The following is a 22,635-nucleotide window of genomic DNA, read 5'->3' as shown; positions in this document are numbered from 1 at the left end:
TGCCTCCATTAAAACATTTCTTTAACCCAGCTTTTCATCTTTTTGAGGATAACCGAAAAGAGGCTATCGTCATCCCTGCCCTTGCCTATCTCTAAATTCAGATCCTCTTCCTCTTCTTCCTTTGTAAATCCGTAAATTACAAGCCCAACGCCTGTTGCATACATCGGGTTGTCAACGGCGTCTTTTAATCCAACTATACCTCGGGGCTTACCCAGCCTTATCGGGAGCTCAAATTGCCTTTCGGCCAACTCCAAAGCCCCGCTCATTAAGGCAGAGCCCCCTGTTATGACAATACCGCCGGCAAGAAGCGGCATGAGGTTTCTCTTTTCTAAATCTTCCCTGACTAAGGAGTATATCTCCTCCATTCTCGGTTCTATAATTTCGCTTAGGAGTTTTTTGGGTATCTGCCTGGATTTTCTGTCGCCTATACCCGGTATCTCTATGATTTCATCCTCAGACACCATATCCGATAAGGCGCAGCCGTATTTTTTCTTTATCTCCTCAGCCTCTTTAAACGGGGTTCTTAGGCCTATGGCTATGTCGTTTGTCACATGGTCGCCACCTATGGCTAAAACCGATGTGTGTTTTATGGCATTGGAGGCGAATATAGCCACATCCGTTGTTCCTCCACCAATATCTATCAAACCTACACCAAGGTCTTTCTCCTCTGGAAGGAGAATGGAATAGCTCGATGCGATGGGTTGTAAGACGATGTTTTTTACCCTAAGCCCGCTCCTGTTGCAGCACTTGATTATGTTCTGCACATTTGTGACAGATCCGGTTACTATGTGGACCTTAACCTCTAACCTTGTTCCGTTCATCCCTCTGGGGTCTCTGATGCCGCTTTGGTCGTCCACTATAAATTCCTGCGGTATGATATGGATTATCTCCTTATCGGGTGGTATCGCAACGGCTTTGGCCGCATCTATAACCCTTCTTATGTCGGATTCAGATACCTCCATGTTCTTTATGGCGACCACGCCGTTTGAGTTGTATGAGCGGATATGACCGCCTGCGATGCCTGTCCATACGCTGTCTATTTTTATGCCACTCATTCTTTCTGCATAGGCCACAGCCCTCTTTATGGATAGGACAGCCTCGTCTATGTTGATAACCACTCCCTTTCTAAGGCCCTTTGACGGTGTCTGACCTATGCCTATGATCTTTATCTGACCCTCAGGGGTCTTCTTGCCAACAATAGCGCATACCTTTGTTGTGCCTATGTCTAACCCTACAACAATATCCCTCTGGTTTACCTCGTTCACCTTTTAACTCCTTTTTTCCACCTTAAAACGAATTTGTTGTCGAAACAAATACTGACACTGTCCAATCTATCTTTTAAAGAATACAGATAACTCCACTTTTCCTTCAATCTCACTATGGCTTTTTCAGGACAATCAAAGCTGTTAACGGCGACATTCAAACCACCTTTAAAGTGAACCAGCTGATAGCTATTAGACACTATTTCAATATAATTTATTTTTTCCACTTTGTCTAATTTTTCATATATATTCATTACGGATCTTAGCAGGGTTTTGTTGTTTAAGAACGACTTTTTGTCTATGGTGATCTTCTTCAAAGACGGCAGCCTTAAATACGGTTTGTATGTGTCTATAACAGAGCCGTTTTCGTCTATGATGTATGTGGTTTTGTTAAAGATCAGCATGCCTTTGGGCTCTTTTTCTTTGATTTTTATATACATCGTATCGGGGAATATCTTGGCCAGGTGGGCCTCTTTTATCCATGGATTGGATATGAGGTTTAGGTATATTAAATCCTCTCTGTATTCTTTAAGCTTGAGGGATTTTCCCTTTGTTGTCAGGCTGCTTATTAGTTTTTTGGGCAATACACTATTGCCCTCTATGACGATGTATCTGAGTTTTGCGAACCTGGATGAGTATTGGTTGTATCCATAAGCCAACAGAACAAAAAAGCCCCCTAATGCGACAAGGCTTACGGTTAGTTTTGCTATGTTGATAAGGAATTTTATGTCTATGCCCCTTTTTTGCTTTGTTGTTTCGTTTTTAAGGTCTTTGTAATCTAACATGCCCCTTCCACAATCAGTTTTACCAGCTCCTCAAATGTTATGCCTGAAGCCTGAGCCGCCTTGGGAAGCAGGCTTGTGGGTGTCATACCGGGTATGGTGTTTATCTCAAGCACATACGGCACATTCCCTTCCAATATCATATCAACCCTGGCATACCCTTTGCAACCTATTGCATAAAACGCCCTTTTTGCTATCTGCTTTGTTAGGTTTGTGATGTTCTCAGGCAGGGGTGCAGGCACTATATAGTCTGTTGCTCCTTGAGTGTATTTGTTTTTGTAATCATAAAAACCCTTCTTGGGTCTTATCTCTATAACCTCTAACGGTTTGCCAAATAGAATGCCTACGGTTAGCTCCTTACCGTTGAGTTTCTTCTCCACCAAAATCTCGCCGTATTTGTTGAGCAGCTTTTCTGCTATTGTTGTTGCTTGTTCCCTTGTATCTGCAAAATTCACATCCACGCTTGAGCCCTCTGCATTGGGCTTTAAGCAGATGGGATAGAAATCGACCTGCTGGAGTTCCTCTAAGCTTCTTACCAGCTTAAAGGGTGATGTGGGGATGTTCATGCTTTTGAGTATGGATTTTGTGGCAAACTTGTTCATGGCTATGTTGCTTTCGCTAAAGGAGCAGCCGGTGTATTTTATGCCCAACGATTCAAATGTGGCCTGAATCTGGCCGTTTTCTCCAAATCCACCGTGAAGGGCAACAAAAACCACAGATGCGTTGCTCTTTAGCACCTTATTTATGCAATCCTTGGCTGTATCGCATACGATACACTCCGCCTCGAAGTTCTTAAGCAGGCCGTTATAGACGGCATTGCCCGTGATTATGGATACTTCCCTCTCTGAGGAGTTTCCCCCACAAATTACAGCCACCTTCATAGTATTACCACCTCTTCTGAGAGTTCAATGCCAAAGGTTTTCAAAACCCTCTCTTTGGCCATATCTATCAAATAGAGTATATCATCTATCCTTGCCCTGCCCAACCCCAGGATATAATTTGCATGCTTTGGCGATATCATGGCGGTGTTTTTCTTAAAACCCTTTAGCCCTACCCTTTCGATTAGCCACCCTGCCGGTTTTTCCTGCGGGTTTTTGAATACGCTGCCAAAGGTGTTTTTTATGTGAGCGGATTTTAACCTTCTTTTTATAACATTCTCCATTTTGCTCTTTATCAGGCCCCTATCTTTGCGTTTTAGCTTTAAGGCCGCCTCAAGTATGATGCCGTCTATGTTGGTGTTTCTGTAAGAAAAGCGTATGCCGTTGACAAGTTTAGAAGCTTTCTCTTTTAAATCAAATACCCTTATATAATCAACAATATCGCCCATCTGGTCGCCAAAGGCCCCTGCGTTCATATACACAACACCCCCCAAGGAGGCAGGGACACCCGTTAAGAACTCCATACCGGTTAATCCGTTTGCAAGGCAGTATCTAAGTATTTGCCTTATCGGCGTTGCCCCGCCGACGAGTAATCTGTCGCCCTGTTGTTTTATGTAATTAAACCGCTCTGAGAGCTTATACACCTCCCTGGCCTGCTTAATGAGCAGGTTGCTTCCATGGCCAATCACCATTTCGGCCATCTTGCAATCGTCCTCTGTTTCTATATGGTGCACCCAAATAGAACCGTCTTGTCTTATTGTCGTTATCTTCTCAAGCGGCAGAAGTTTTGTAATCATCGGTTATTTTTCTTATTATCTTGCTCACGCTGCCGGCACCCAAAGCCACCAAAACGCCCTCTTCGTCTATTTGATTCAAATGTTTCTTTAGCATCTCCTCGTTTGTTATATAGACGGCATTTGCCGATATCTCGTTTACCTTCTGGGTTAGCACCTGCGAGTCTATACCGTCCATTGGCGGCTCGGCTGCTGCGTATATGTCCAGGATGAAGACCCTCTTTACATTCTTAAAGCTATTTGCAAACTCATCCATCAGATAAGCCGTTCGTGAAAACCGATGTGGTTGAAAAACGGCATAGATGTTCTTGCTTATGAGGTTTGCTGCTTTCAGGGTCGCCTTTATCTCTGTTGGATGGTGGGCATAGTCATCGAACACCTTTAGCTTATTATAATCGCCTATATAGGTAAACCTTCTATCCACGCCCTCAAACTGCATCAGCGTGTGTCTTACTATCTCCTCATCAATACCCAAAATCTCTGCAAGGCCGATAACCGCTAAGGCATTGGATATGTTGTGCTGGCCTATGATCTTTAGGTTCAGATCCTCTATTCTCTTTGATGGTGTCTTTACGCTGAATCTGCTCCCCAATGCTGTGGCTTCTATGTCGTATGCATACACGCAGGCCTTTTTTGATTTTATGCTATAGGTTATAAGATCGCTCTTCTTCTGCGGATTTTTCCACTGTTTTATGATGGGGTCATCTAAGTTTATTATGAGTTTCTCCGAATTCTCCATAAAGTCGAAGAACGCCAGTTTTTCGTTGTCAAAATTTCCATAAAATCCCAGATGGTCGTTGTCTATGTTGGTGACTATGCCTATTCTTGGATTCAGAAGTAAAAACCCGCCGTCGCTTTCGTCTGCCTCAACGATTAGATGATCGCCGTTTCCTATTATGACATTGTTGTTTATGTTTCTTAGCTTGCCGCCTATTATGGCCGTTGGGTCTAAGCCTGCATTCTTTAGAAGCGATGCGCAGAGCGATGTTGTGGTGGTCTTGCCGTGAGACCCTGCAACGGCTATGGAGTTTGAGTTGTTTACAAGATACGCCAGCAGCTGATACCTCTTTACGGTGGGTATGTTGAGCTTGTCGGCCTGAACGAGCTCTATGTTGTCGTTTTTTACGGCTGAGGATGCAACAACTAAATCCACATCCTCTTCTATATTGCTCAGTGAGTGTCCGATATAGATTTTTACGCCCTGGCTTTTTAGCTTCTCCACATAGGAATTTTCCTCTATATCCGAGCCCGTTATGGTATATCCCTTGGACAGAAGGTATTGTGCGATTGAGCTCATGCCCACACCACCAATACCGACGAAGTGGATCTTCTTTGCGTTATCTATTGCCTCTTTAAACACCTTACTATCTCCTTTTCAAGATCTATGGAAAGCAGGAGCTTATCCGTATCCATATCTGATTCGTTAGTGGCCAATACATCAACGAATGACATCTCTTTTATCTTTGATAGCTCATCAAGGCTCTCTATGAACGGTATCGGCAATATGCCCATCGAATTGGCGATGAATATTATCTTTTCGGCGGTTTTCTCATTCAGCGGTTTTAAGGGGAATACTATCGCATCGGTTTGGTATATCCTGTGGAGGTAAACCTGATATTCCTCAAGTATTATGTCATAGACGATGACGCCCAACTCTGGCTTTATGGATTTATTTGAGGCTATGGTGTCCAATTCTGAGGAGTAAGGCATATCCCTGATGTCTATCAATACGGTATCTGCTTTTGAATTTTCCAGGTTGTCCAATTTTATTAGCTCTATCTGCTTGCCCTCTTCTATTCTATCTATGATCTCTTTGGGCTCTATAAAGAGCATATTCAACCCCATCTCCAAGACATGGGGAGGCACTTCGTCTTTTTTCTGTTTTATTAATCTTTTCTTCTCATCTATGCTTATCATAATTCCACCTTCTATATAGTTCTATAGCAGAAACAACAATCATGGACAGACACAGCCACTGCCCCATCGTTAGCTTCCATATGAAGCCTATCTGTGGGTCGGGTTCTCTTGTGAACTCTATAAAAAACCTGAAAAAACCATACAAAAAGACAAACAGCCAGAACATTACCCCCTTTTTCTCAATAAGCCTATCCCTGAAAAATATCATGATAGAGAATAGAACAACCCCTTCAAAGAACGCCTCATACAGCTGAGAGGGATGGCGTGGTATAAACCCACCCGATGGGAATGCCACACCCCAGGGCAGATCGGTCGGTCTCCCCCATAACTCATCGTTTATGAAGTTTGCTATCCTTCCTAAAAACAACCCTATCGGCGCCACAACGACAGCCTCATCGGCCAGTGTATAGAAGTCTATGTTGTATTTCTTCGATAGAAGAAGACCTGCTATTGCCACACCCACCAGGCCACCATGAAAGCTCATGCCTCCATGCCATATATAGAGGATCTCCTGCGGGTGTTTTATGTAATACCCGAGGTTGTAAATCAACACATAACCCAATCTTCCCCCAAGTATGACGCCCAAAACGGCATACAAAAGGACATCGTCCATCAAACCCTTTATGTTTAGCTTCTTAAGCCTTCTGTTTAAGTAAGCGTATCCTGCAACAAAACCCAATGCATAGGCCAGTCCATACCACCTTAGGTGAAGCCCGCCAATGGTGATTATGTTGGGGTTTATATTAGGATACTTTATCATACTTCTTGATTATCGGCGTATAGTTCAGATGGAGCTGTTTCTTTATCTGTTTGGCCTCAACTTTGGCCGCCTCATACCCCTCTATGGGCCCAACCATTACCCTTGTGTATTTCTTGCCGTTTACCTCTATCTCCTTTGTAAAGGCCTTATAGCCACACTTTCTTAGCTTTATAACCGTTAACAGCGCAAGCTTTCTGTTGCTGTTTGATGAGACCTGGAGTATGTATTTTTTTAGATGCTTTTTGCTATGGGTGTGTTTTGTTTTGGTGTGTGCTATGACTGTTTTGTGGGGTTTGGTCTTTTTGGGTATAGAGCGTTCTGTTTTGGGTTTGTTGTGGCTTACCTGGGTCTGTTTTGTTTGCTTTTGTATGGTTTCTGTTTGTGGTTTTGATTGCTTGTTGGCTGTTTGTTGTTGGGTTTTTGTTGTGTTTATGATTTGTGGACCTTCCTCCTGCTGAGGTATTGACTCTGTCTGGGCTGCCTTCTCTGATGGGCTTTCTGTTTGTATGGGCTCCTGTATTGCTTCTGGTTGCTGCTGTTCGGCCTCTTGTTGCGGTTGGTTTTGCGTGTATGTGGGTTCGACCTGCGATGGTATGTTCTCCTCTATGTGGGCATACTCAGGCTGTGATGGTGGAGAGAGTATCTTAAAAAGCGCATAACCCACGCCTGCACCGATAACCAGGATTACAGCAATCCCAACTATCAACTCAACGGCTGAGAACTTCTTGCTATGCCCCTCCAATATCTCTTTGATTTTATCCTTATCGGGCTCTGGCATCTCTTCCTCCTGTCTTTACATCTTGTTTTTGGCTTCAACACCAATTAGGTTTAGACCTGTTCTCAATACCTCCCTTACAACCCATACCAGCAATACCCTTGCTCTTTTTAGGTTTTCGTCCTCTATTATTACCCTATGTTTGTTGTAAAACCTGTGGAGTTTTTCTGCTAAATCCAAAAGCCCCTTTACAACAAAATAGGGCTCTGTCTGTATGCAGGCTTTCTCCAATAGCTCCTTGAATCTGATTATGGATTTGATCAGGTCGATCTCCTCTTTTTCCTTCAGAAGTGATGTATCTGCGTTCTTGTCCACCCCTTCATTTAGCTGTTCGAGGATGGAGCTTATCCTTGCATGCGCATACTGCACATAATAGACGGGGTTTTCGTTGCTCTGTTTCTTTGCCAGATCCAGATCGAAGTCTAAATGGGAGTCTATGCTCCTGGATAGAAACATAAACCTTGCTGCATCAACGCCCACCTCTTTCATCACATCCCTGAGTTCTACGAATTGAGCTTTTCTTGTTGACATGGAGATCTTCTCTCCACCTTTTAGAAGGTTTACTATCTGAACCAAAACCACCTTAAGCCTTTCTGGGTCTATACCCATTGCCTCAATGGCGGCCTTGACCCGTTTTACATAGCCGTGGTGGTCAGAACCCCAAACATCTATTACCTCGGAGAAGTTCCTCTTTAAAAACTTATTTCTATGGTATGCCACATCGCTTGCAAAGTATGTATATGCGCCGTTGCTGCGCCTTATGACCCTATCCTTGTCATCCCCAAATTGACTGCTTCTAAACCATAGCGCCCCGCCCTCTTCATACAAGGCACCCTTTTGCTTTAGAAGGGATATGCTTTCCTCTATCTCCTTGTTTTCGTATAGCTTCTTCTCGTTGAAGACCTTATCGTATTCCACCCTGAATTCCCTTAGTGTTTCCATGATGTCGTTTAGTATTGTATCGCCTGCCTTTTTTGCACATATCTGGATGGCCTCATCCTCATCCTTGTTGAGCAGGTTTTCGCCGTATTCCACGATAAGCTGTTTTGCTATATCTATAAGGTATTCGCCCTTGTATCCCTCTTCTGGTAACGCCTCATCAATGCCGAGCAGTTGTTTGTATCTGACCAGGGTGGAAAGCCCAAGCAGCTGCATCTGAAGACCCGCATCGTTTATGTAATACTCCTTTTCAACCTTGTATCCGCAGAAGGAGAGTATCCTTGCTATGGAATCACCAATTGCAGCCCCCCTGCCGTGTCCAACATGGAGAGGGCCTGTTGGGTTGGCACTGACAAATTCGACCTGAATCTTTTTTGTTGATTTCAGCTGTGGCTTAAGATAGGCTTCGACATCGCAGGCTATGTTTCTTAACTGTTGGCTGAATGCCGATCTGTTTATATAGAAGTTTATAAAGCCTGGCCCTGCTATCTCTATCTTCTCAAATAGACCATCTGATTTGTTTAGGGCAAAATCGACGAACTCTTTGGCTATCTCTTTGGGGTTTCTCTTCAGCTTTGAGGCCAGTATCATGGCCATATTTGTGGAATAGTCCCCGAATTTTTCTTCCTTTGGGTATTCTATGGTGTAATTTACCTCTTGCTTGTGTTCTTTTAGGAAATCCTCAACAATCTCAACTATTCTTTCCTTCATAGCCGTTTTATTCCTTATCCTGCGGTTTTTCCTCTTCGATCTCCTTCTTTGAATCGTTCTCGTCGATATCCTTCATGGATTTTTTGAATTCCTTTATTCCCTTACCCAGACCGGCACCTATCTCCGGCAGCTTCCTGGCTCCGAATATGATTATAAGCAGTATTAAAATAGGCGCAAGCTCCTGCATACTTGGCAACACCTTAACCACCTCCAACTCTTTTGCCACAGTGTATTTATAAAGCCTTAAAAAGTCAACATATAAGAGGTGTTGATTGGTGTAGGTTTTTGGTAAAACAGCCTTTATGCACATCTCACCTGATATATCCACTAAGTTTGTCTTTAAAGGCAATGGCAATATAACACAAGTAATTTTACCTGCCCTTTCTCTTGATTTTTTGTGCATTTTGAACATATACTCTTCGTATGAGTGGAGACCTAAAACAGCTCAACTGCTGTTGCACTGGCTTTGAGTGGAATGAGGGCAATATGAAAAGCATTGAGGAAGCCATTGAGTTTATAGAATCTTTGCCAAAAGAAGACTTTTACAAGCTGAGAGACTGGATACTTGAAAGAGACTGGGAGAAGTGGGATAGAGAGATTGAAGAAGACAGTAAAAGCGGGAGGCTTGATTTTTTGATTAAACAGGCTTTAGATGAGAAGAAAAAAGGTTTCTGAGCTAAAATACCCTACTCCTATCCCTTCCCTCATTCTTAGCCTCATACAGGGCTTTATCCGCCTTCTTCAAAGCACTGTCTAATGTATCGTCCTCTTCTATTTCTGCTATGCCGAAGCTTACGGTTATATTAAAGCCCTCCTCAAATACATAGCTTTTTATATCTTTCCTTATTTCTTCTGCTATGTGGTATGCCTTGTTCTTATCGGCCCCGGCAAGCATTATTACAAATTCCTCTCCTCCTATCCTAAACAGAAAATCCTCTTTCCTTATGTGTTTTTCTGCTATCTCCACGACCTTCTTTAGCACCTTATCCCCAACATCATGCCCGTATGTGTCGTTTACCTTTTTGAAAAAGTCTATATCAAACATTATCAGCGATATTTTATACTTCTTGTCTTTGGCTTTTTTGAGCTCTGCAGAGAATAGGCTCTTTAGGTATCTTCTGTTAAAGGCCCCCGTTAACTCATCCTTTATGGATTGGTTGTATAGTTTCTCCTGGTTCTCTTTCTTCTCTGTTATGTCTATTATAATGCAGACATAACCCGATAGCTCGTTTTTGTATTGTAGGGGTGATATATACATCTCAAAGGATTTGATGCCGTCTTCAAGCTGTAGTTCTATCTCTATGTTCTCCGGTATCTCTGTATGCTCTTTCTTTGATTTCTTGAGTATTTCTTTAAGTTTATCCTCAATTCTTCTTAGGCTATCTTGAGGGATGTTGCAGTTGTCTTTTTCGTCTAAACCAAACAGCTCCTTAAAATCCTCGTTGCATTCTAATATATTGCCCTGCTCATCTGAGAAGAACATGGGATTGGGTATCATGTATATAAGTTTCTGTTTGAATCTATCGTCTTCTTCTATCCTCTTTATGTATTGATTTATTCTATTTAAGAAAAGCAATATCAAGTAAATGAATATGGATATTATAAGGCCAAAGGACAGGATGAGGGCAGCTAAAAACCACTTATTCCTTTTAGATACTATTGCCATTAACTCTTTATCTTTGCTTTTTAGTTTATTCTCAAAAACCGTTATATAGAAGCCTGTTCCTATCATCCAGTGCCAGGGCTTGTAATACCTGACAAAGGATATCTTCTTTGCTATCTTGTTTGTTCCTATGATTTTAAAATAATACTCTGGACCTGCTACAATCCTGTATACACCAAGTTAGTGCATATGATACACTAACTTAAGGAGGTAGTTTTTATGAAACCAAGGAGAAGGTTTTCAAATGAATTCAAGTTGGATGCAGTCCTCCTTACTCTTCAAGGAGACAGGACTGTCAAAGAGGTATCAGAGGAGATGGATATCCCCTATGCTCTCCTTTGCAAATGGAGAACAAAATACAAAAAGTTGGGAGAGAAGGCCTTTGTTGGCAAAGGAAACATCTCAGAGGATAGAAAAGACATAAAGGCTTTAGAAAGAGAGTTGAGAATTGTGAGGCAGGAGAGAGACATATTAAAAAAAGCACTCGCCATCTTCTCAACTCATCAGAACAAAAATACAGATTTATAGAGATGTTCAGAAATGAATTTCCAGTTGAGAGGATGGCAAAAGTACTGGATATTACAAGGGATAGCTACTACAAATGGCTAAGAAGAAGACAAAGCAAAAGAAAACAGGAAAATGAGTTTCTACTTTCGAGAATACGACACATATTCTATCTCCACAAGAAAAGGTACGGCTCAAGCAGAATCCATGCAGAACTTAAAAAAGAAAACATAACCTGCTCAAGAAGAAGAGTAGCGAAGCTAATGAAGTCAGCCAATCTTATCAGCATAAGATACAAAAGACACAGATACCCAGAAAATAAAAACAGTGAAAAAATAGATAAATATCCGCCCAATCTGTTGAATCAGGACTTTACTGTTGACTCACCCAACAAGGTCTGGGTATCTGATATAACCTATATCCCAACCAAAGAGGGTTGGCTCTATTTAACCACAATAATAGACCTGTTCAACAGAGAGGTAGTGGGTGAGAGCAGGTCATACAACCTAAAAACGGAGAATACCGTCATAAAAGCCCTATATGAGGCAATGAGAAAGAGGAAACCAAAAGAAAAACTCATATTCCACTCAGACAAAGGCGTTCAATACCACTCCAAAGAATTCAGAAACATACTCAAAGCTTTCAATATCACACAAAGCACAAGCGGAAAGGGCAACTGCTATGATAATGCTGTCGCTGAGAGCTTCTTTAAAACCCTAAAGAGTGAGCTTCTATCAAATGGGGCTTTCAAAACAAAAAGAGAAGCTAAAATCAAGGTTTTTGAGTATATAGAGTTGTACTACAACAAGAAAAGGATCCACTCCTCACTGAATTGGTGTACTCCTGAGGAGTATTTGGAGAACTACTACAGAAATACTGACAAAAGAGAAGAAGAAACACAACAAGTAGAGCAGAAAGAGGCAGTGTGATTAAAAAAGAGGGGGGGTTTTTTAAAAAACATGACTAATTGGGTGTATAAAAAAAGGTTGACAGACCACATCTTTTTAAATCGTTTTCAAATTTCTCATAGTCTGCAACTGCTCCTATTATCCATCCCTTTGGTTTGTATAGCCTGTGTATTGAGATGAATCTTGGATTATCTCCCTTCAATAAGGCCTTTTCAGTTATGCCTAAGCATGGCTTCACTATAAATTTCTTTGTTTTCTCATCAATCACGAATATCCTTATATGCCTTCCGCAGAGTCCCTTGTTTATGCTGTCTAAGACGGCAACTATCTTTTTATTATTGCTGTTGCCCCTTAGGCTGTCTATAATATCTTCGGTGATCTTCATATAGTTTTCTATCTCTGCTTTTATTTTAACTTTTAGATTCTTTCTCTTTAAATCTATGTCGTTATACACATGATTCACCAAATCCATTAAATGATCCTTTCGTGTGTCTATGTATACCGATAGGTATTCGTTAAGGATTTCGTCTTTTAACATGTAAATATTCCGCTCATATGTAAAGTAAACCACTATGATAAGTATTACTGGAAACAAGATGGAGACAGCAACGATGCTTCTCTTGAAGTTGTTTTCCATTCTAAAATTTTACATATTTAAATCCTAAAGTAAAGTTTATTTTTTAATTCAACTTCCTGTTAACTGCATATACAAGATGTATCTTATATTAACTATCTTTTAAATAATATACTGAGTATGTAAAAAATGTAAATATAGAGTAAATAAATAATACATTGCATTTAAAAATAAATAGTGATATTAAAATTAAAAGCAAGGTAAATGCTGGTGAAGCTTGAGCTTCTATTTTTAAAGAAAGGAGATTTTGTGCGTAAAACCTCAAAATTCCGTTCCCCCCCCCCAACACATTATCTGTAAAATTATATAAAAATTTTTTAGGAGGTTGATATGAAAGATATACCGCTTCGTAAACTGTTTTTTTATTCTATCCTAATAGTTGTTTTGGTTTCTTTAGCCTCTTTGGTTTTTAATTTCTTCTTCTCTTTGGACAACTCAAGGAGAATAGAAGGGTTAGAAAAACAAGAGATGACACTCCTTATATCCTTAGAGAGCGTGAAGTATGATATATCACAGATGGTGTCATACTTCAAAAAGGCTGCCCTTACTTTTAATCAAAGAGATTTCTCAAAGGCAGACATGTATATGGCCAAAGCAGAGAACGGTATAAAAAAGAGTTTGTCCATTACCAGTGCAAATTCCAATCTCGCAAAACAGCTAACAGGCCTAAAACAGCAATTAAGGGATACATACAACACAAGCAAAGACATGGCTAATGGGCATAAGAGCGGATTAAGCAAAGAGAAATTAAAGAATCTACTTGAAATGAGTGATGAAAAGGTAAGAGAAATAACAAGACAGATGGATGACATAATCAGACAACAAAGGAATATAGTAAAAGATGTTGCTAAAAAGATTAAAAAGCACAACAAAGCCATTATAATAATTGCCTTGTTGTCTCAGCTCTTTATCATAGCACTCATGATAGTTTTGTATTTTGTTATAAGCTCATACATCATTAGCCCACTTATAAATGCAGTAAAGAAAACCGAATACTTAGCCCAGGGGGATCTTACAAAGAAGTTTGAGGTTATTACAGGCAACGAGATAGGGATACTAAAAAGCGGTATAAACAGGGTAATAGACGGCATACGCAATATTGTATTGCAGCTTAGGCAGAATGCAGAGGAATTAAGCGGACAGTCCACCACACTTGCCTCCACTGCTACACAGATTTCTGCAACAACAGAGCAAACCACACGCAACATGGAAGAAATGGCCAATGCCGTTAAGGACACGGTGGAGGCTATACACAATGTTGCCCAGGCTGCTGAGAATGTAAACATGCTTGCTCAGGAGGTTGGAGAGGTCAACAACTATATGCTTGAGGATATAGAGGAAAGAGTCAAAAGAATGAGAGAAAACGCCAAACTTGCAAAAGAGGCGATAGAACAGATATCTCAAGTTGGCCAGGCAAGTAAAGAGATAGGGCAAATAGTAGGAGTAATTAACGAAATAGCAGACCAGACCAACCTGCTTGCGCTAAATGCTGCCATTGAGGCGGCAAGGGCTGGAGAGGCAGGACGGGGCTTTGCCGTTGTTGCCGATGAGGTTAGAAAGCTGGCTGAGAAGACTCAGAGGGCAACAGAAGAGATAAGAAACATGATCTCTAAGGTGCAGACTAATACTAAACTTGCCGTGGAAAAGACCAACCTTGCAAGCGAGATGATTTTAGAAGAAGAAAGAAAAGCAGAAGAGGACAAAAGGCATGTGGAAGAGGTGGTTGGCAAGGCAAATAGCGTAATAGATGAGTTGAATACAACATCGGCTGCAACAGAAGAGCTTTCAGCCACGGTAGCCCAGATTGAAGCACAAGTTAAAGATGTAGTAGAGGCAGCAAAAGAGAATGCAAGAGCAGTTGAAGATATAGCAAGGATATCGGAAGAGATAAAGGATATGTCTGATAAGGTTACAGAGCTTGTAAGGGTATTTAAGGTTTAAAACTATTATTATGGAGGATTATCGGTATATGGCTGATACAATACTGAAATCCTTAAACAAGGAAGATTTATATAGACTTGGAAAAGCCATAATAGACTCCAAGAAAATAGGCTTTGCTTTATACAGAGAAAAGATAATTTATGCTAACGATCACTTATGCGAGCTCTTTGGCTATAAAAAGGAAGAGCTTGAAGGCATGCCTATAGTAAGCTTGGTTCACAAAAACCTAAGGGATAAGTTCAAAAAGATCCTATCCGAAAGAATATCAGGCAAAAGAGGTCAAAGTCATTACAGGAATGTGATGTGTATTAGAAAGGATGGCAGTTATCTGTTTCTAAACTTCACCGCAGATACCGTAATGTATGAAGGAAAGCCTACAGGCTTTATGATTATAGCAGATAGCACAATGGAAAAACGAATGCTTGTGTTCTATTCTGCCTTGAAAGACATTAATCACATAATAACGGAGTCTGTAGATGTTTTTAGTCTTTATAGCAATGTGTGCAAGACATTCGTTGACAAATACGGAATGAAGCTTGCATGGGTAGGAGAGGTGGATGATAAAGGCTCTTTAAGACCTGTTTTTGTGTATGGGGATGAGAAAGAATATGTGGATGAGCTTTTTGTCATCAATGCTCAGGATTATGAGATTTCATCTATGTGCATAAAAAGCAATGAGCTAAAAATAGTAGAAGATGTCAATAAGTGTCCATTTATCAATGAGGTTGTAAGAAACCTGATGCAGAAACACTCCCTTGTTTCTGCCTGCTCCATGCCTCTTGAGAAGAAAACTAAAAGCAAAGCTGTGCTTTCTCTATACACAGACAAAAATTTTATAAACAACAGTGCTTATGATGTATTGAAAGAAATACAGGGGGATCTTTCTTTCTCTTTGGGAAGAGTAGATGAGGTTCAAAAGAGTATAACCTTCTATGAAGCCGCTAAATCATCAGACTGGTGGTTTCTAATGACTGATATCGACGGAAAGATACTCTTTATCAATGAGGCTGTTGAAAAGATAAGCGGTTATAGCAGGGATGAGATTATAGGTCAGAATCCAAGGATATTCAAATCCGGGCTGCATGATAAAGGCTTTTACAAAGACCTATGGGATAGGCTCCTAAAGGGAGAGACGGTAGAGGTGGTAATAGCAAACAGAAGAAAAGACGGAACTATATTCCATATACAGGATAAGATAATACCGGTCGTATTACCAGGCAACATAAAGAGGTTTATAGCCATAGGAAGGGATATAACCAAAGAAAAGGAACTATCAAGAGAAGCCCAGAAGCTTAAGTTTGAGGATGCATTAACGGGTCTTTTAAATCTTAACGGCTTTATATATACGGTGGAGGGGAAACTCAGAAGCACAGATCTGGGTGCTCTTATATTGGTCGACATCTCCAACTTTAGCTATATAAACAGGGCTCACGGATTTGAGTTTGGGGATAAACTCCTGAAAGCTGTTGCAAAACGACTTAAAGAGGAATTCCCCCTGGTCAGCTGCGTAGCGAGGATAGGAGGAGACGATTTTGGATTATTTGTGGATGCGTTTGATGAGAAAAACAACATAGCTGTTCTGCCTGCTAAATTAATGGAAACATTCGAGAGTCCATTTAAGATAAACAGCACTGAAATATCTTTGTCTGCCAATGCAGGCATTGCCATATATCCTACAGACGGAAGAGACATTAGAGAACTAATGGAGAAAGCATCCATCACGCTTAACAGGTCATCCAAAAAAGGCAAGAACATTGCTTTATTCTATAGCCCTATAGCTGATGAGAATGTGCAAAGATATATATTTGCCGAATCACTTGTCGATAGAGCCGTTAGGAACTCTCTCTTTTTCCTTCATTATCAACCTTACTTTGACTCATGGGACAATAGCATATTTGGTGCAGAGGCATTAGTGAGAATAAAAGATGAAGATGGAAATATTTACTATCCTAACTCTTTTATAGACTATCTCGAAACAAGCAGGTTCTTAAGACCATTTGAGATGTGGCTTCTCCATGAGGTAAAAGAGAAGATAAAGGAATGGAAAAAACATGTATCCATAAACATATCTGCATCAAGCTTTAAGGATGAGGAGTTTATAAATGAGATAATAAGGGTATGTTCTGAGACGGGGAGTTATTTGACTATAGAGATAACGGAAAGAACTCTAATGAGCGATGTGAAAAAAAGCAGAAAGATTATAGACAAGCTAAAGAACATCGAGCATCCTCCAATGATATCTATAGATGATTTCGGAACGGGATACGCCTCCTTGAGCATGCTTAAAGAATTTCCTATAGACATAGTTAAGATAGATATGTCTTTTGTAAGAAACATACACAACAATAGAAAGAATATGTCTATAGTCATAGCAATAATACAACTCACAAAATCCTTAGAAATAAAAACTATAGCAGAGGGAGTGGAAACGGAAGAGGAATACAACGCTCTTAGAACCATGGGAGCAGATTACATACAGGGGTATTACTTTGCAAAACCCATGCCTGAGGTGATGTTTGAGGAAAAGCTCAAAGATCACCTTAAATAACATCTTAAAAACTAATCTTAGGAGATATAGCGTGGATTTTAAGAATATTTTTTGTCCGGTCAATGCATCCAGTATTGTTAGAGAGGCCCTTTATAGGGCAGCTCAAAAAAATGTATTGCTTACACCATTCAATTACTACAAAATATTCATAAAAACAGCCCTTGATATGGGTGCAAGTGAAAAAGAGATACGCAGATGTATATACGGCTATGATAGCGTTAGCATAGATCAGAAAAAATTAGAAAAACTCAAGTCTGCCGTATTGGACATTACCAAAAAAATAGAAGATGCAATAAAGAAGGCAGAAAACAGCGTAGAAGAGGGAAACGAGGCCTACAAAGAAGCCTTGGAATCTCTGGACTCCCATAAAAACAATACACCGCCTGAAATAATAGAAGATCTAAAAAACACATTACACACAAACATTAAACTGCTAAATGAACTTGAAGAGGCTATAAAGAAACTTAAAAAGCAAGAAGAAATCCTAAAAACCACCAAAGAGCTCTCAAACATAGATCAGCTTACAGGCCTTTACACAAGAAGATACATGGAGAAGGTTTTAAACAACGCAATCTATGAGTTTTACAGATACTCAAGGATCTTTAGTGTGATAATGGTAGACATAAATGGCTTTAAAAAGATAAACGATACATACAGCCACATCATGGGGGATGTAATACTTCAGGCTATAGCAAGGAGCATACTCGATGATGTAAGAAAATCAGACACAGCTGTTAGGTATGGAGGGGATGAATTTATAATAATACTTCCAGATACAAAAGCAGAGCAGGCAAAAAACATAGCCAAAAGGATGATAGAAAAAATAGAGGCTTTGACATTCGATAAAGATGGCATTACAGACCTATCATGCTCTGCTTCTGTTGGAATAACACAAATAAGAAAGGACGATGATATAAACAGCATATTATCAAGAGTAGATAGGGCTCTGTATAAGGCTAAGGAAAAAGGTAGAGGAGAAGTAGTTATATTGTAAGTCTTTAGCCCAAGAAAAGATTAGATTGCCGGTCGCCTTACCTTCTTGACAACTCCCGTAAAAGGTGTATTCTGATATATAATACCAAAAAATAAAGAGGTATGCTATGCAAGAAATGAAAGCCGTTGTTATGGCAGGTGGATTTGGAACAAGGATGCAACCCTTAACCCATTCCATACCAAAGCCCATGCTCCCTGTGGTCAATCGGCCCATGATGGAGTATGTAATCAGGGCGTTGGCCTCTGTTGGTATAACGGATATAGTGGTTTTGCTGTACTTCAAGCCCGATGTCATAAGGGATTATTTTAAAGACGGCTCAAAGTGGCATGTCAACATACACTATGTATTGCCCGATGGTGATTACGGCACTGCGGGTGCTGTAAAGCAGGCAAGGGAGTTTTTGGATACGCCGTTTATAGTGATGAGTGGGGATGTGGTGAGCGATTTTGATTTAAGGGGTATGGTTGAGTTTCATAAAAGCAGAGACTCAAAGATAACCATAGGCCTGACATCGGTGGATAACCCCTTGCAATTTGGCGTTGTTATTGCCGATGAGGATGGAAAGATAGAGAGATTTGTTGAGAAACCCAGCTGGGGTGAGGTTATAAGCGATACTATAAACACCGGCATATATGTCATAGAGCCTGAGATTTTGGATTATATCCCCTCAAAGAGCGCCTTTGATTTTGCCAAGAATCTGTTTCCGCTGCTTATGAGGGAAGGTGTGGATATTATGGGGTATAACTTTGATGGGTATTGGAGGGATGTGGGCAATCCAGACAGCTATAGGTTTGTCCATAGGGACATCTTCTCAAAGAAACTCAATTTTCCATTCCTATTTGAGCAGATACCCCAGAAAGAGGGCGTTTTGTATATAGATGGTGATGTGGAGTTAGAAGATGGTGTTAGGATTTTAGAGACTGCCGTTTTGGCTGATGGTGTTAAGGTAGGCAAAGGGAGCCTGCTTAGCAATGTGGCTGTTGGCAAGAATACCAGGATTGGCCCTGATTGTGTTATAAGGAATTCGATAATCTGGGATAATGTCGAGATAGACAGGGGTGTTTTTTTAGATAATGCGGTGGTATGCAACGGCGTTGTTGTTGGTAAAAATGTCGTGGCCAAGGCCGGCGTGATACTCTCTGAGGGGTGTGAGGTTGGGCCATTTAGTGTTTTTGAGCAGGATGTGGTTGTATGGCCCGATAAAAAGATAGATGCCGCATCGATTGTTAACAACAATGTCATCTGGGGTGATAGATACAGAAATACGCTATTTGAGAACGGAGTCATCTCGGGCAAGGTCAATGTCGAGATTAGCTGTGATGTGGCGTGCAAGATCGGTGAGGCCTTCGGTTCTCAGCTGCCCGTGGGTTCTAAAGTTATCGTCGGAAGGGATTACGATAAGGCCCCCAGGATGATAAAGAGGGCGTTTGTTGGAGGCCTGTTGTCTGTGGGGATTCAGGTGATTGACTTAAGGGTTGTGCCCCCAACGGTTTTGAGGTATGCCATAGCCTCGGATAGCTCTATCATGGGGGGTGTTTATTTTAAGAGGAATCCGTCGGATCCTGCCGGTATGGAGATACTCCTGTTTAACGAGCACGGCTTAAAGCTTGAATCCTCAAGCAGTAAGGCTGTGGATAAATCCTTTTTCAAAGAGGATTTCAGGCGGGTTGACCACACCCAGATAGGCAGTATCACCGACAACGAGATGATAATAGAGGAGCGTTATAACAGGTATGTAAGCAGGGTAAGTCAGCTGATAGACAGCAAGGCCATAAACGACTCCGGCATAAGGGCGGTGTTTGATTTGATGTATGGCATAGGCAAAGAGATTGTGCCCAAGGTGTTATCTGCGCTCCAGATAGAAAACATCATCCTCAATGCCCACTTTGACGAGATTAAGCTGTCCAATTTGGAGTATTATGAGAAAAAATCGAAAGAGGATGTTTCTAAGATTGTCTCATCCTTAGGGTTGGATGTGGGTTTTTTGATATATCCCCATACCCAGAGGAGGCTATTGATTGATGATAAGGGAAGGGTTCTGGACAGGATGGAGAGTATAAATGCAGTGTTGGAGCTTATGGATATACAGGCAGGCAGACTGAACAAGAGGTTTAATGTGCTCCTTCCGAGCTGGTCGCCCGATTTAAATGACGGCTATTTTAAGCATCTCAATATCAGAAGGGGTAAATACAACGACTTTACCATAGAGGAGCTAAAAGGTTTTGACCTCATATCAAAGGTCGACGGAAACTGCTCGTTTCCTGAGTTTTCCCTATACAGGGATGCCCTCTTTGCCTCTTTGAAACTGCTTGAGTTGCTGGCTAAAAACGGCGTTAAATTGTCCCAGCTTGGTGGTGGTATACGCCATTTCTTTTACAGCGAGTTTTACATCCCATGCCCTCAGCTTAAAAAAGGCAGGATAATGAAGCGGTTTTTGGAGCTTGCAAAGACCAAGCGGTATTCCACCGTGGATGGCATAAAGATGTGGGAGGATAGCATAAACTGGATATTCATCATGCCCAACCCGTATAAGGAGCAGTTAGATGTCTGCATACAGGCAAACGACGAGAAGACGGGCATGAGTATGTTTAAGTACTATTCCGACCTGATTAAGGAATGGATAGAGGAAGTATGAAGCGTATAGGTTTTTTGTGGCACATGCATCAGCCGTGCTATCAGACTACTGATGGCGTATTCAGGATGCCGTGGGTGTTTCTTCATACCATAAAGGATTACTTTGATATGCCCTATTTGGCTGCACAACACAACATAAAGGCAACATTCAATATCACACCAACCCTGATAAACCAGATCAATACATACCAGAAAAAGAAGGAAAAGGCCGATCTGTTCTTGGGTCTATGGATGAAGGAGCCTATATACCTATCCGAGGATGAAAGAAGATTTGTTGTGAAGATATGCAAAAGCCCACCGTATAAAACGATGGTGAAACCATTGAAAAGATTTGATGAGCTGTATGGGCAGGCATCTTACACAGACAGCGAGCTGTTGGATTTAGAAGTCGTTTTTATGCTTGCCTTCTGCGGCAACTATTTAAGGGAAAACGATGCCGTTGTGGCTGAGCTGCTTCAGAAAGGAAGGGGTTTTAGTCAGACGGATAAGTATAGGTTGATGGGCAGTCTTTTGGCCTTTCTGCCGAAGGTGCTTAATATTTACTCCGATCTTGCTAAGCAGAAGAAGATAGGGCTATCCACAACGCCGTTTGCCCATCCCATACTGCCTCTGCTTATTGATGCCTCTGTTGCAAGAAAGGCGGATGAGTCTATTGAGCTGCCCAAGAACATCCTTTCACTTAAAGACGATGCAAGGCTCCATGTGGAGAGGGCTATTGGCCTGTTTGAGGAGACATTTGGCTTTAAGCCCAAGGGGCTGTGGCCTGCAGAGGGTGCTATCTGCAAGGATAGCCTTATGATGTATAGGGATTTTTCTGTCGAGTGGGTTGCAACAGATGAGGATATACTAAAGAGGAGTTTGGGTATACAGGATAGGGATTGTATCTATAAGGCCTATGAGTATAACGGTGTTAGGATATTCTTCAGAGACAGGTATTTAAGCGACGGTATTGGCTTTAGGTATCATTCCATGGATATTGATGCTGCTCTATCTGATTTCTTAAGTGGTTTAAAATCTGATGGTATTGCCTTTGTTATCCTCGATGGTGAAAACGCCTGGGAGTATTACGACAAAAACGGCAAACCGTTCCTTGAGGCCCTCTATGATAAAATAAACGAAAGCGGCATACAGACCGTATTGCTCGATGATGTTGAGGCTTTGGATTCGCTTGATGATATAAAGCCCGGATCGTGGATATTCTCAAACTTCAACACCTGGATAGGCGATAAGCAGAAGAACAGGGCTTGGGAGCTTTTATTCAATACGAAGAGGGATTATTTGAGGCATAAGGATAAACTAAAAGAAGAGACAATAAAGCAGGCGGAGTCTCTATTTTTGAGGTCTGAAGCCTCGGATTGGTTTTGGTGGTATGGCAAGGGGCATCACAGTGAGCACGAGGCCGAGTTTGATAGCCTGTTTAGGGAAAATCTCATAGAGATTTATAGGCTTATGGGCATACAGCCGCCCCCTGCCCTATTGGAGCCTATAGTTGATGAATCCTCCCTTGATGCATTGGTTGTTGAGCCTAAAAACTTTATCTGTCCCGTCATAGATGGCAAGATCACATCCTTCTTTGAATGGCTCGGCAGCGGTATGATCAACGAAACAGCCACATTCAGCGTTATGGATACATCCCTAAAGCCGATACATAAGCTCTTTTACGGTCAGAACGATGAATGGGTCTTTTTTAGGTTTGATGGCAATATCGATTGGCTGAAGAGGGTGGCTGTGATTAAGGTTTATTGCAGCTGCTTAAAAAAGCCCATAAAATTGAGGATTTCTAAGGCTATATTCAATAAATACATCCAGCTTGCAACCTATGAGATTGTCGAGCTTGCCGTATCCAAGACATTAATGGCCGATAGCGAGGTCTATTTCCGTTTTGAGTTTGAGATAGATGGAAGGGTTATACAGATTCTGCCAGGCCTTGTTGAGCTTAAGGTGAGGCTCGATAGGGACTTTTCCTACAACTGGTTCGTATAAAAAAGGGG

Annotated in this window: 20 protein-coding genes; 8 read left to right on the top strand and 12 right to left on the bottom strand. The window is 41.3% G+C overall.

All coding sequences use genetic code 11. The features are described 5' to 3' along the window. Positions 1–8: 8 nt before the first annotated feature. The 10 genes from ftsA to D891_RS0105310 are packed head-to-tail and all read right to left on the bottom strand — an operon-like array spanning position 9 to position 9,044. Positions 9–1,265, bottom strand: a complete 1,257-nt coding sequence (gene ftsA / locus D891_RS0105355; protein WP_025270103.1) for a cell division protein FtsA — start codon at positions 1,263–1,265, stop codon at positions 9–11. Beyond that, positions 1,262–2,047 carry a cell division protein FtsQ/DivIB gene (locus D891_RS0105350; protein ID WP_025270102.1) on the bottom strand — a complete coding sequence of 262 codons (786 nt, stop codon included), beginning with the start codon at positions 2,045–2,047 and terminating at the stop codon, positions 1,262–1,264. The genes ftsA and D891_RS0105350 overlap by 4 nt, the downstream gene beginning before the upstream one ends. Then, positions 2,041–2,925: a D-alanine--D-alanine ligase gene (locus tag D891_RS0105345; protein WP_029952042.1), complete on the bottom strand. Its 885-nt coding sequence runs from the start codon at positions 2,923–2,925 to the stop codon at positions 2,041–2,043. The genes D891_RS0105350 and D891_RS0105345 overlap by 7 nt, the downstream gene beginning before the upstream one ends. Next, on the bottom strand, positions 2,922–3,719 hold the full coding sequence (murB, locus tag D891_RS0105340; protein ID WP_025270101.1) for a UDP-N-acetylmuramate dehydrogenase: 798 nt from the start codon (positions 3,717–3,719) through the stop codon (positions 2,922–2,924). Before murB ends, D891_RS0105345 begins: the two co-directional genes overlap by 4 nt. Further along, entirely contained in the window at positions 3,694–5,076 is a 1,383-nt protein-coding gene (murC, locus tag D891_RS0105335; RefSeq protein ID WP_025270100.1) for a UDP-N-acetylmuramate--L-alanine ligase, read from the bottom strand. Before murC ends, murB begins: the two co-directional genes overlap by 26 nt. Beyond that, positions 5,058–5,633, bottom strand: coding sequence for a hypothetical protein (locus D891_RS0105330; protein ID WP_025270099.1), 576 nt, complete (start codon positions 5,631–5,633; stop codon positions 5,058–5,060). Before D891_RS0105330 ends, murC begins: the two co-directional genes overlap by 19 nt. Beyond that, positions 5,617–6,393 carry a prolipoprotein diacylglyceryl transferase gene (gene lgt / locus D891_RS0105325; RefSeq protein ID WP_025270098.1) on the bottom strand — a complete coding sequence of 259 codons (777 nt, stop codon included), beginning with the start codon at positions 6,391–6,393 and terminating at the stop codon, positions 5,617–5,619. Before lgt ends, D891_RS0105330 begins: the two co-directional genes overlap by 17 nt. Continuing rightward, positions 6,377–7,171: an SPOR domain-containing protein gene (locus D891_RS0105320; protein WP_025270097.1), complete on the bottom strand. Its 795-nt coding sequence runs from the start codon at positions 7,169–7,171 to the stop codon at positions 6,377–6,379. The genes lgt and D891_RS0105320 overlap by 17 nt, the downstream gene beginning before the upstream one ends. Positions 7,172–7,186: 15 nt before the next feature. After that, the gene (gene argS, locus D891_RS0105315) at positions 7,187–8,818 is read right to left on the bottom strand and encodes an arginine--tRNA ligase (RefSeq protein ID WP_025270096.1); all 1,632 of its coding nucleotides are present in this window, start codon (positions 8,816–8,818) and stop codon (positions 7,187–7,189) included. 7 nt (positions 8,819–8,825) lie between these two features. After that, a complete protein-coding gene (locus D891_RS0105310; protein WP_198014795.1) occupies positions 8,826–9,044 on the bottom strand; it encodes a twin-arginine translocase TatA/TatE family subunit in 219 nt (72 codons plus the stop codon). A 260-nt stretch (positions 9,045–9,304) separates the two neighbouring features. On the opposite strand from D891_RS0105310, the gene D891_RS0105305 reads away from it, so the two are divergent. Further along, complete coding sequence (locus tag D891_RS0105305) at positions 9,305–9,493, top strand: hypothetical protein (protein WP_029952038.1); 189 nt, start codon at positions 9,305–9,307, stop codon at positions 9,491–9,493. Position 9,494: 1 nt separating this feature from the next. Here D891_RS0105305 and D891_RS09510 read toward each other — a convergent pair whose 3' ends face one another. After that, positions 9,495–10,646, bottom strand: coding sequence for a diguanylate cyclase (locus tag D891_RS09510; protein ID WP_269563752.1), 1,152 nt, complete (start codon positions 10,644–10,646; stop codon positions 9,495–9,497). 54 nt (positions 10,647–10,700) lie between these two features. Here D891_RS09510 and D891_RS0105295 point away from each other — a divergent pair, with 54 nt between their 5' ends. Both D891_RS0105295 and D891_RS0105290 read left to right on the top strand, forming a co-directional pair. After that, positions 10,701–11,009: a transposase gene (locus tag D891_RS0105295; protein ID WP_025209007.1), complete on the top strand. Its 309-nt coding sequence runs from the start codon at positions 10,701–10,703 to the stop codon at positions 11,007–11,009. After that, a complete protein-coding gene (locus tag D891_RS0105290; protein ID WP_156919040.1) occupies positions 10,952–11,914 on the top strand; it encodes an IS3 family transposase in 963 nt (320 codons plus the stop codon). The genes D891_RS0105295 and D891_RS0105290 overlap by 58 nt, the downstream gene beginning before the upstream one ends. 34 nt (positions 11,915–11,948) lie before the next feature. Here the strand turns inward: D891_RS0105290 and D891_RS0105285 are convergent, their stop codons facing one another. Next, complete coding sequence (locus tag D891_RS0105285) at positions 11,949–12,530, bottom strand: hypothetical protein (protein WP_025270093.1); 582 nt, start codon at positions 12,528–12,530, stop codon at positions 11,949–11,951. Positions 12,531–12,857: 327 nt separating this feature from the next. Between D891_RS0105285 and D891_RS0105280 the strand changes: the two genes are divergently transcribed. The 5 genes from D891_RS0105280 to D891_RS0105260 all read left to right on the top strand — a co-directional run bounded on the left by D891_RS0105280 (position 12,858) and on the right by D891_RS0105260 (position 22,627). Further along, the gene (locus D891_RS0105280; RefSeq protein WP_025270092.1) at positions 12,858–14,468 is read left to right on the top strand and encodes a methyl-accepting chemotaxis protein; all 1,611 of its coding nucleotides are present in this window, start codon (positions 12,858–12,860) and stop codon (positions 14,466–14,468) included. Between the two features lie 28 nt (positions 14,469–14,496). Beyond that, entirely contained in the window at positions 14,497–17,016 is a 2,520-nt protein-coding gene (locus tag D891_RS0105275) for an EAL domain-containing protein (protein ID WP_025270091.1), read from the top strand. Positions 17,017–17,047: 31 nt separating this feature from the next. Next, positions 17,048–18,010, top strand: a complete 963-nt coding sequence (locus tag D891_RS09505; RefSeq protein ID WP_156919072.1) for a GGDEF domain-containing protein — start codon at positions 17,048–17,050, stop codon at positions 18,008–18,010. A gap of 106 nt (positions 18,011–18,116) precedes the next feature. After that, positions 18,117–20,645: a sugar phosphate nucleotidyltransferase gene (locus D891_RS0105265; protein ID WP_051453563.1), complete on the top strand. Its 2,529-nt coding sequence runs from the start codon at positions 18,117–18,119 to the stop codon at positions 20,643–20,645. After that, positions 20,642–22,627: a glycoside hydrolase family 57 protein gene (locus tag D891_RS0105260; protein ID WP_025270088.1), complete on the top strand. Its 1,986-nt coding sequence runs from the start codon at positions 20,642–20,644 to the stop codon at positions 22,625–22,627. Before D891_RS0105265 ends, D891_RS0105260 begins: the two co-directional genes overlap by 4 nt. Positions 22,628–22,635 lie beyond the last annotated feature (8 nt).

This window comes from Hippea sp. KM1, from assembly GCF_000526195.1.
In the GTDB taxonomy this organism is placed as follows: domain Bacteria; phylum Campylobacterota_A; class Desulfurellia; order Desulfurellales; family Hippeaceae; genus Hippea.
The sequence above is the reverse complement of the archived record's forward strand: the minus strand, read 5'-3'. Positions and strand labels throughout refer to the sequence as shown.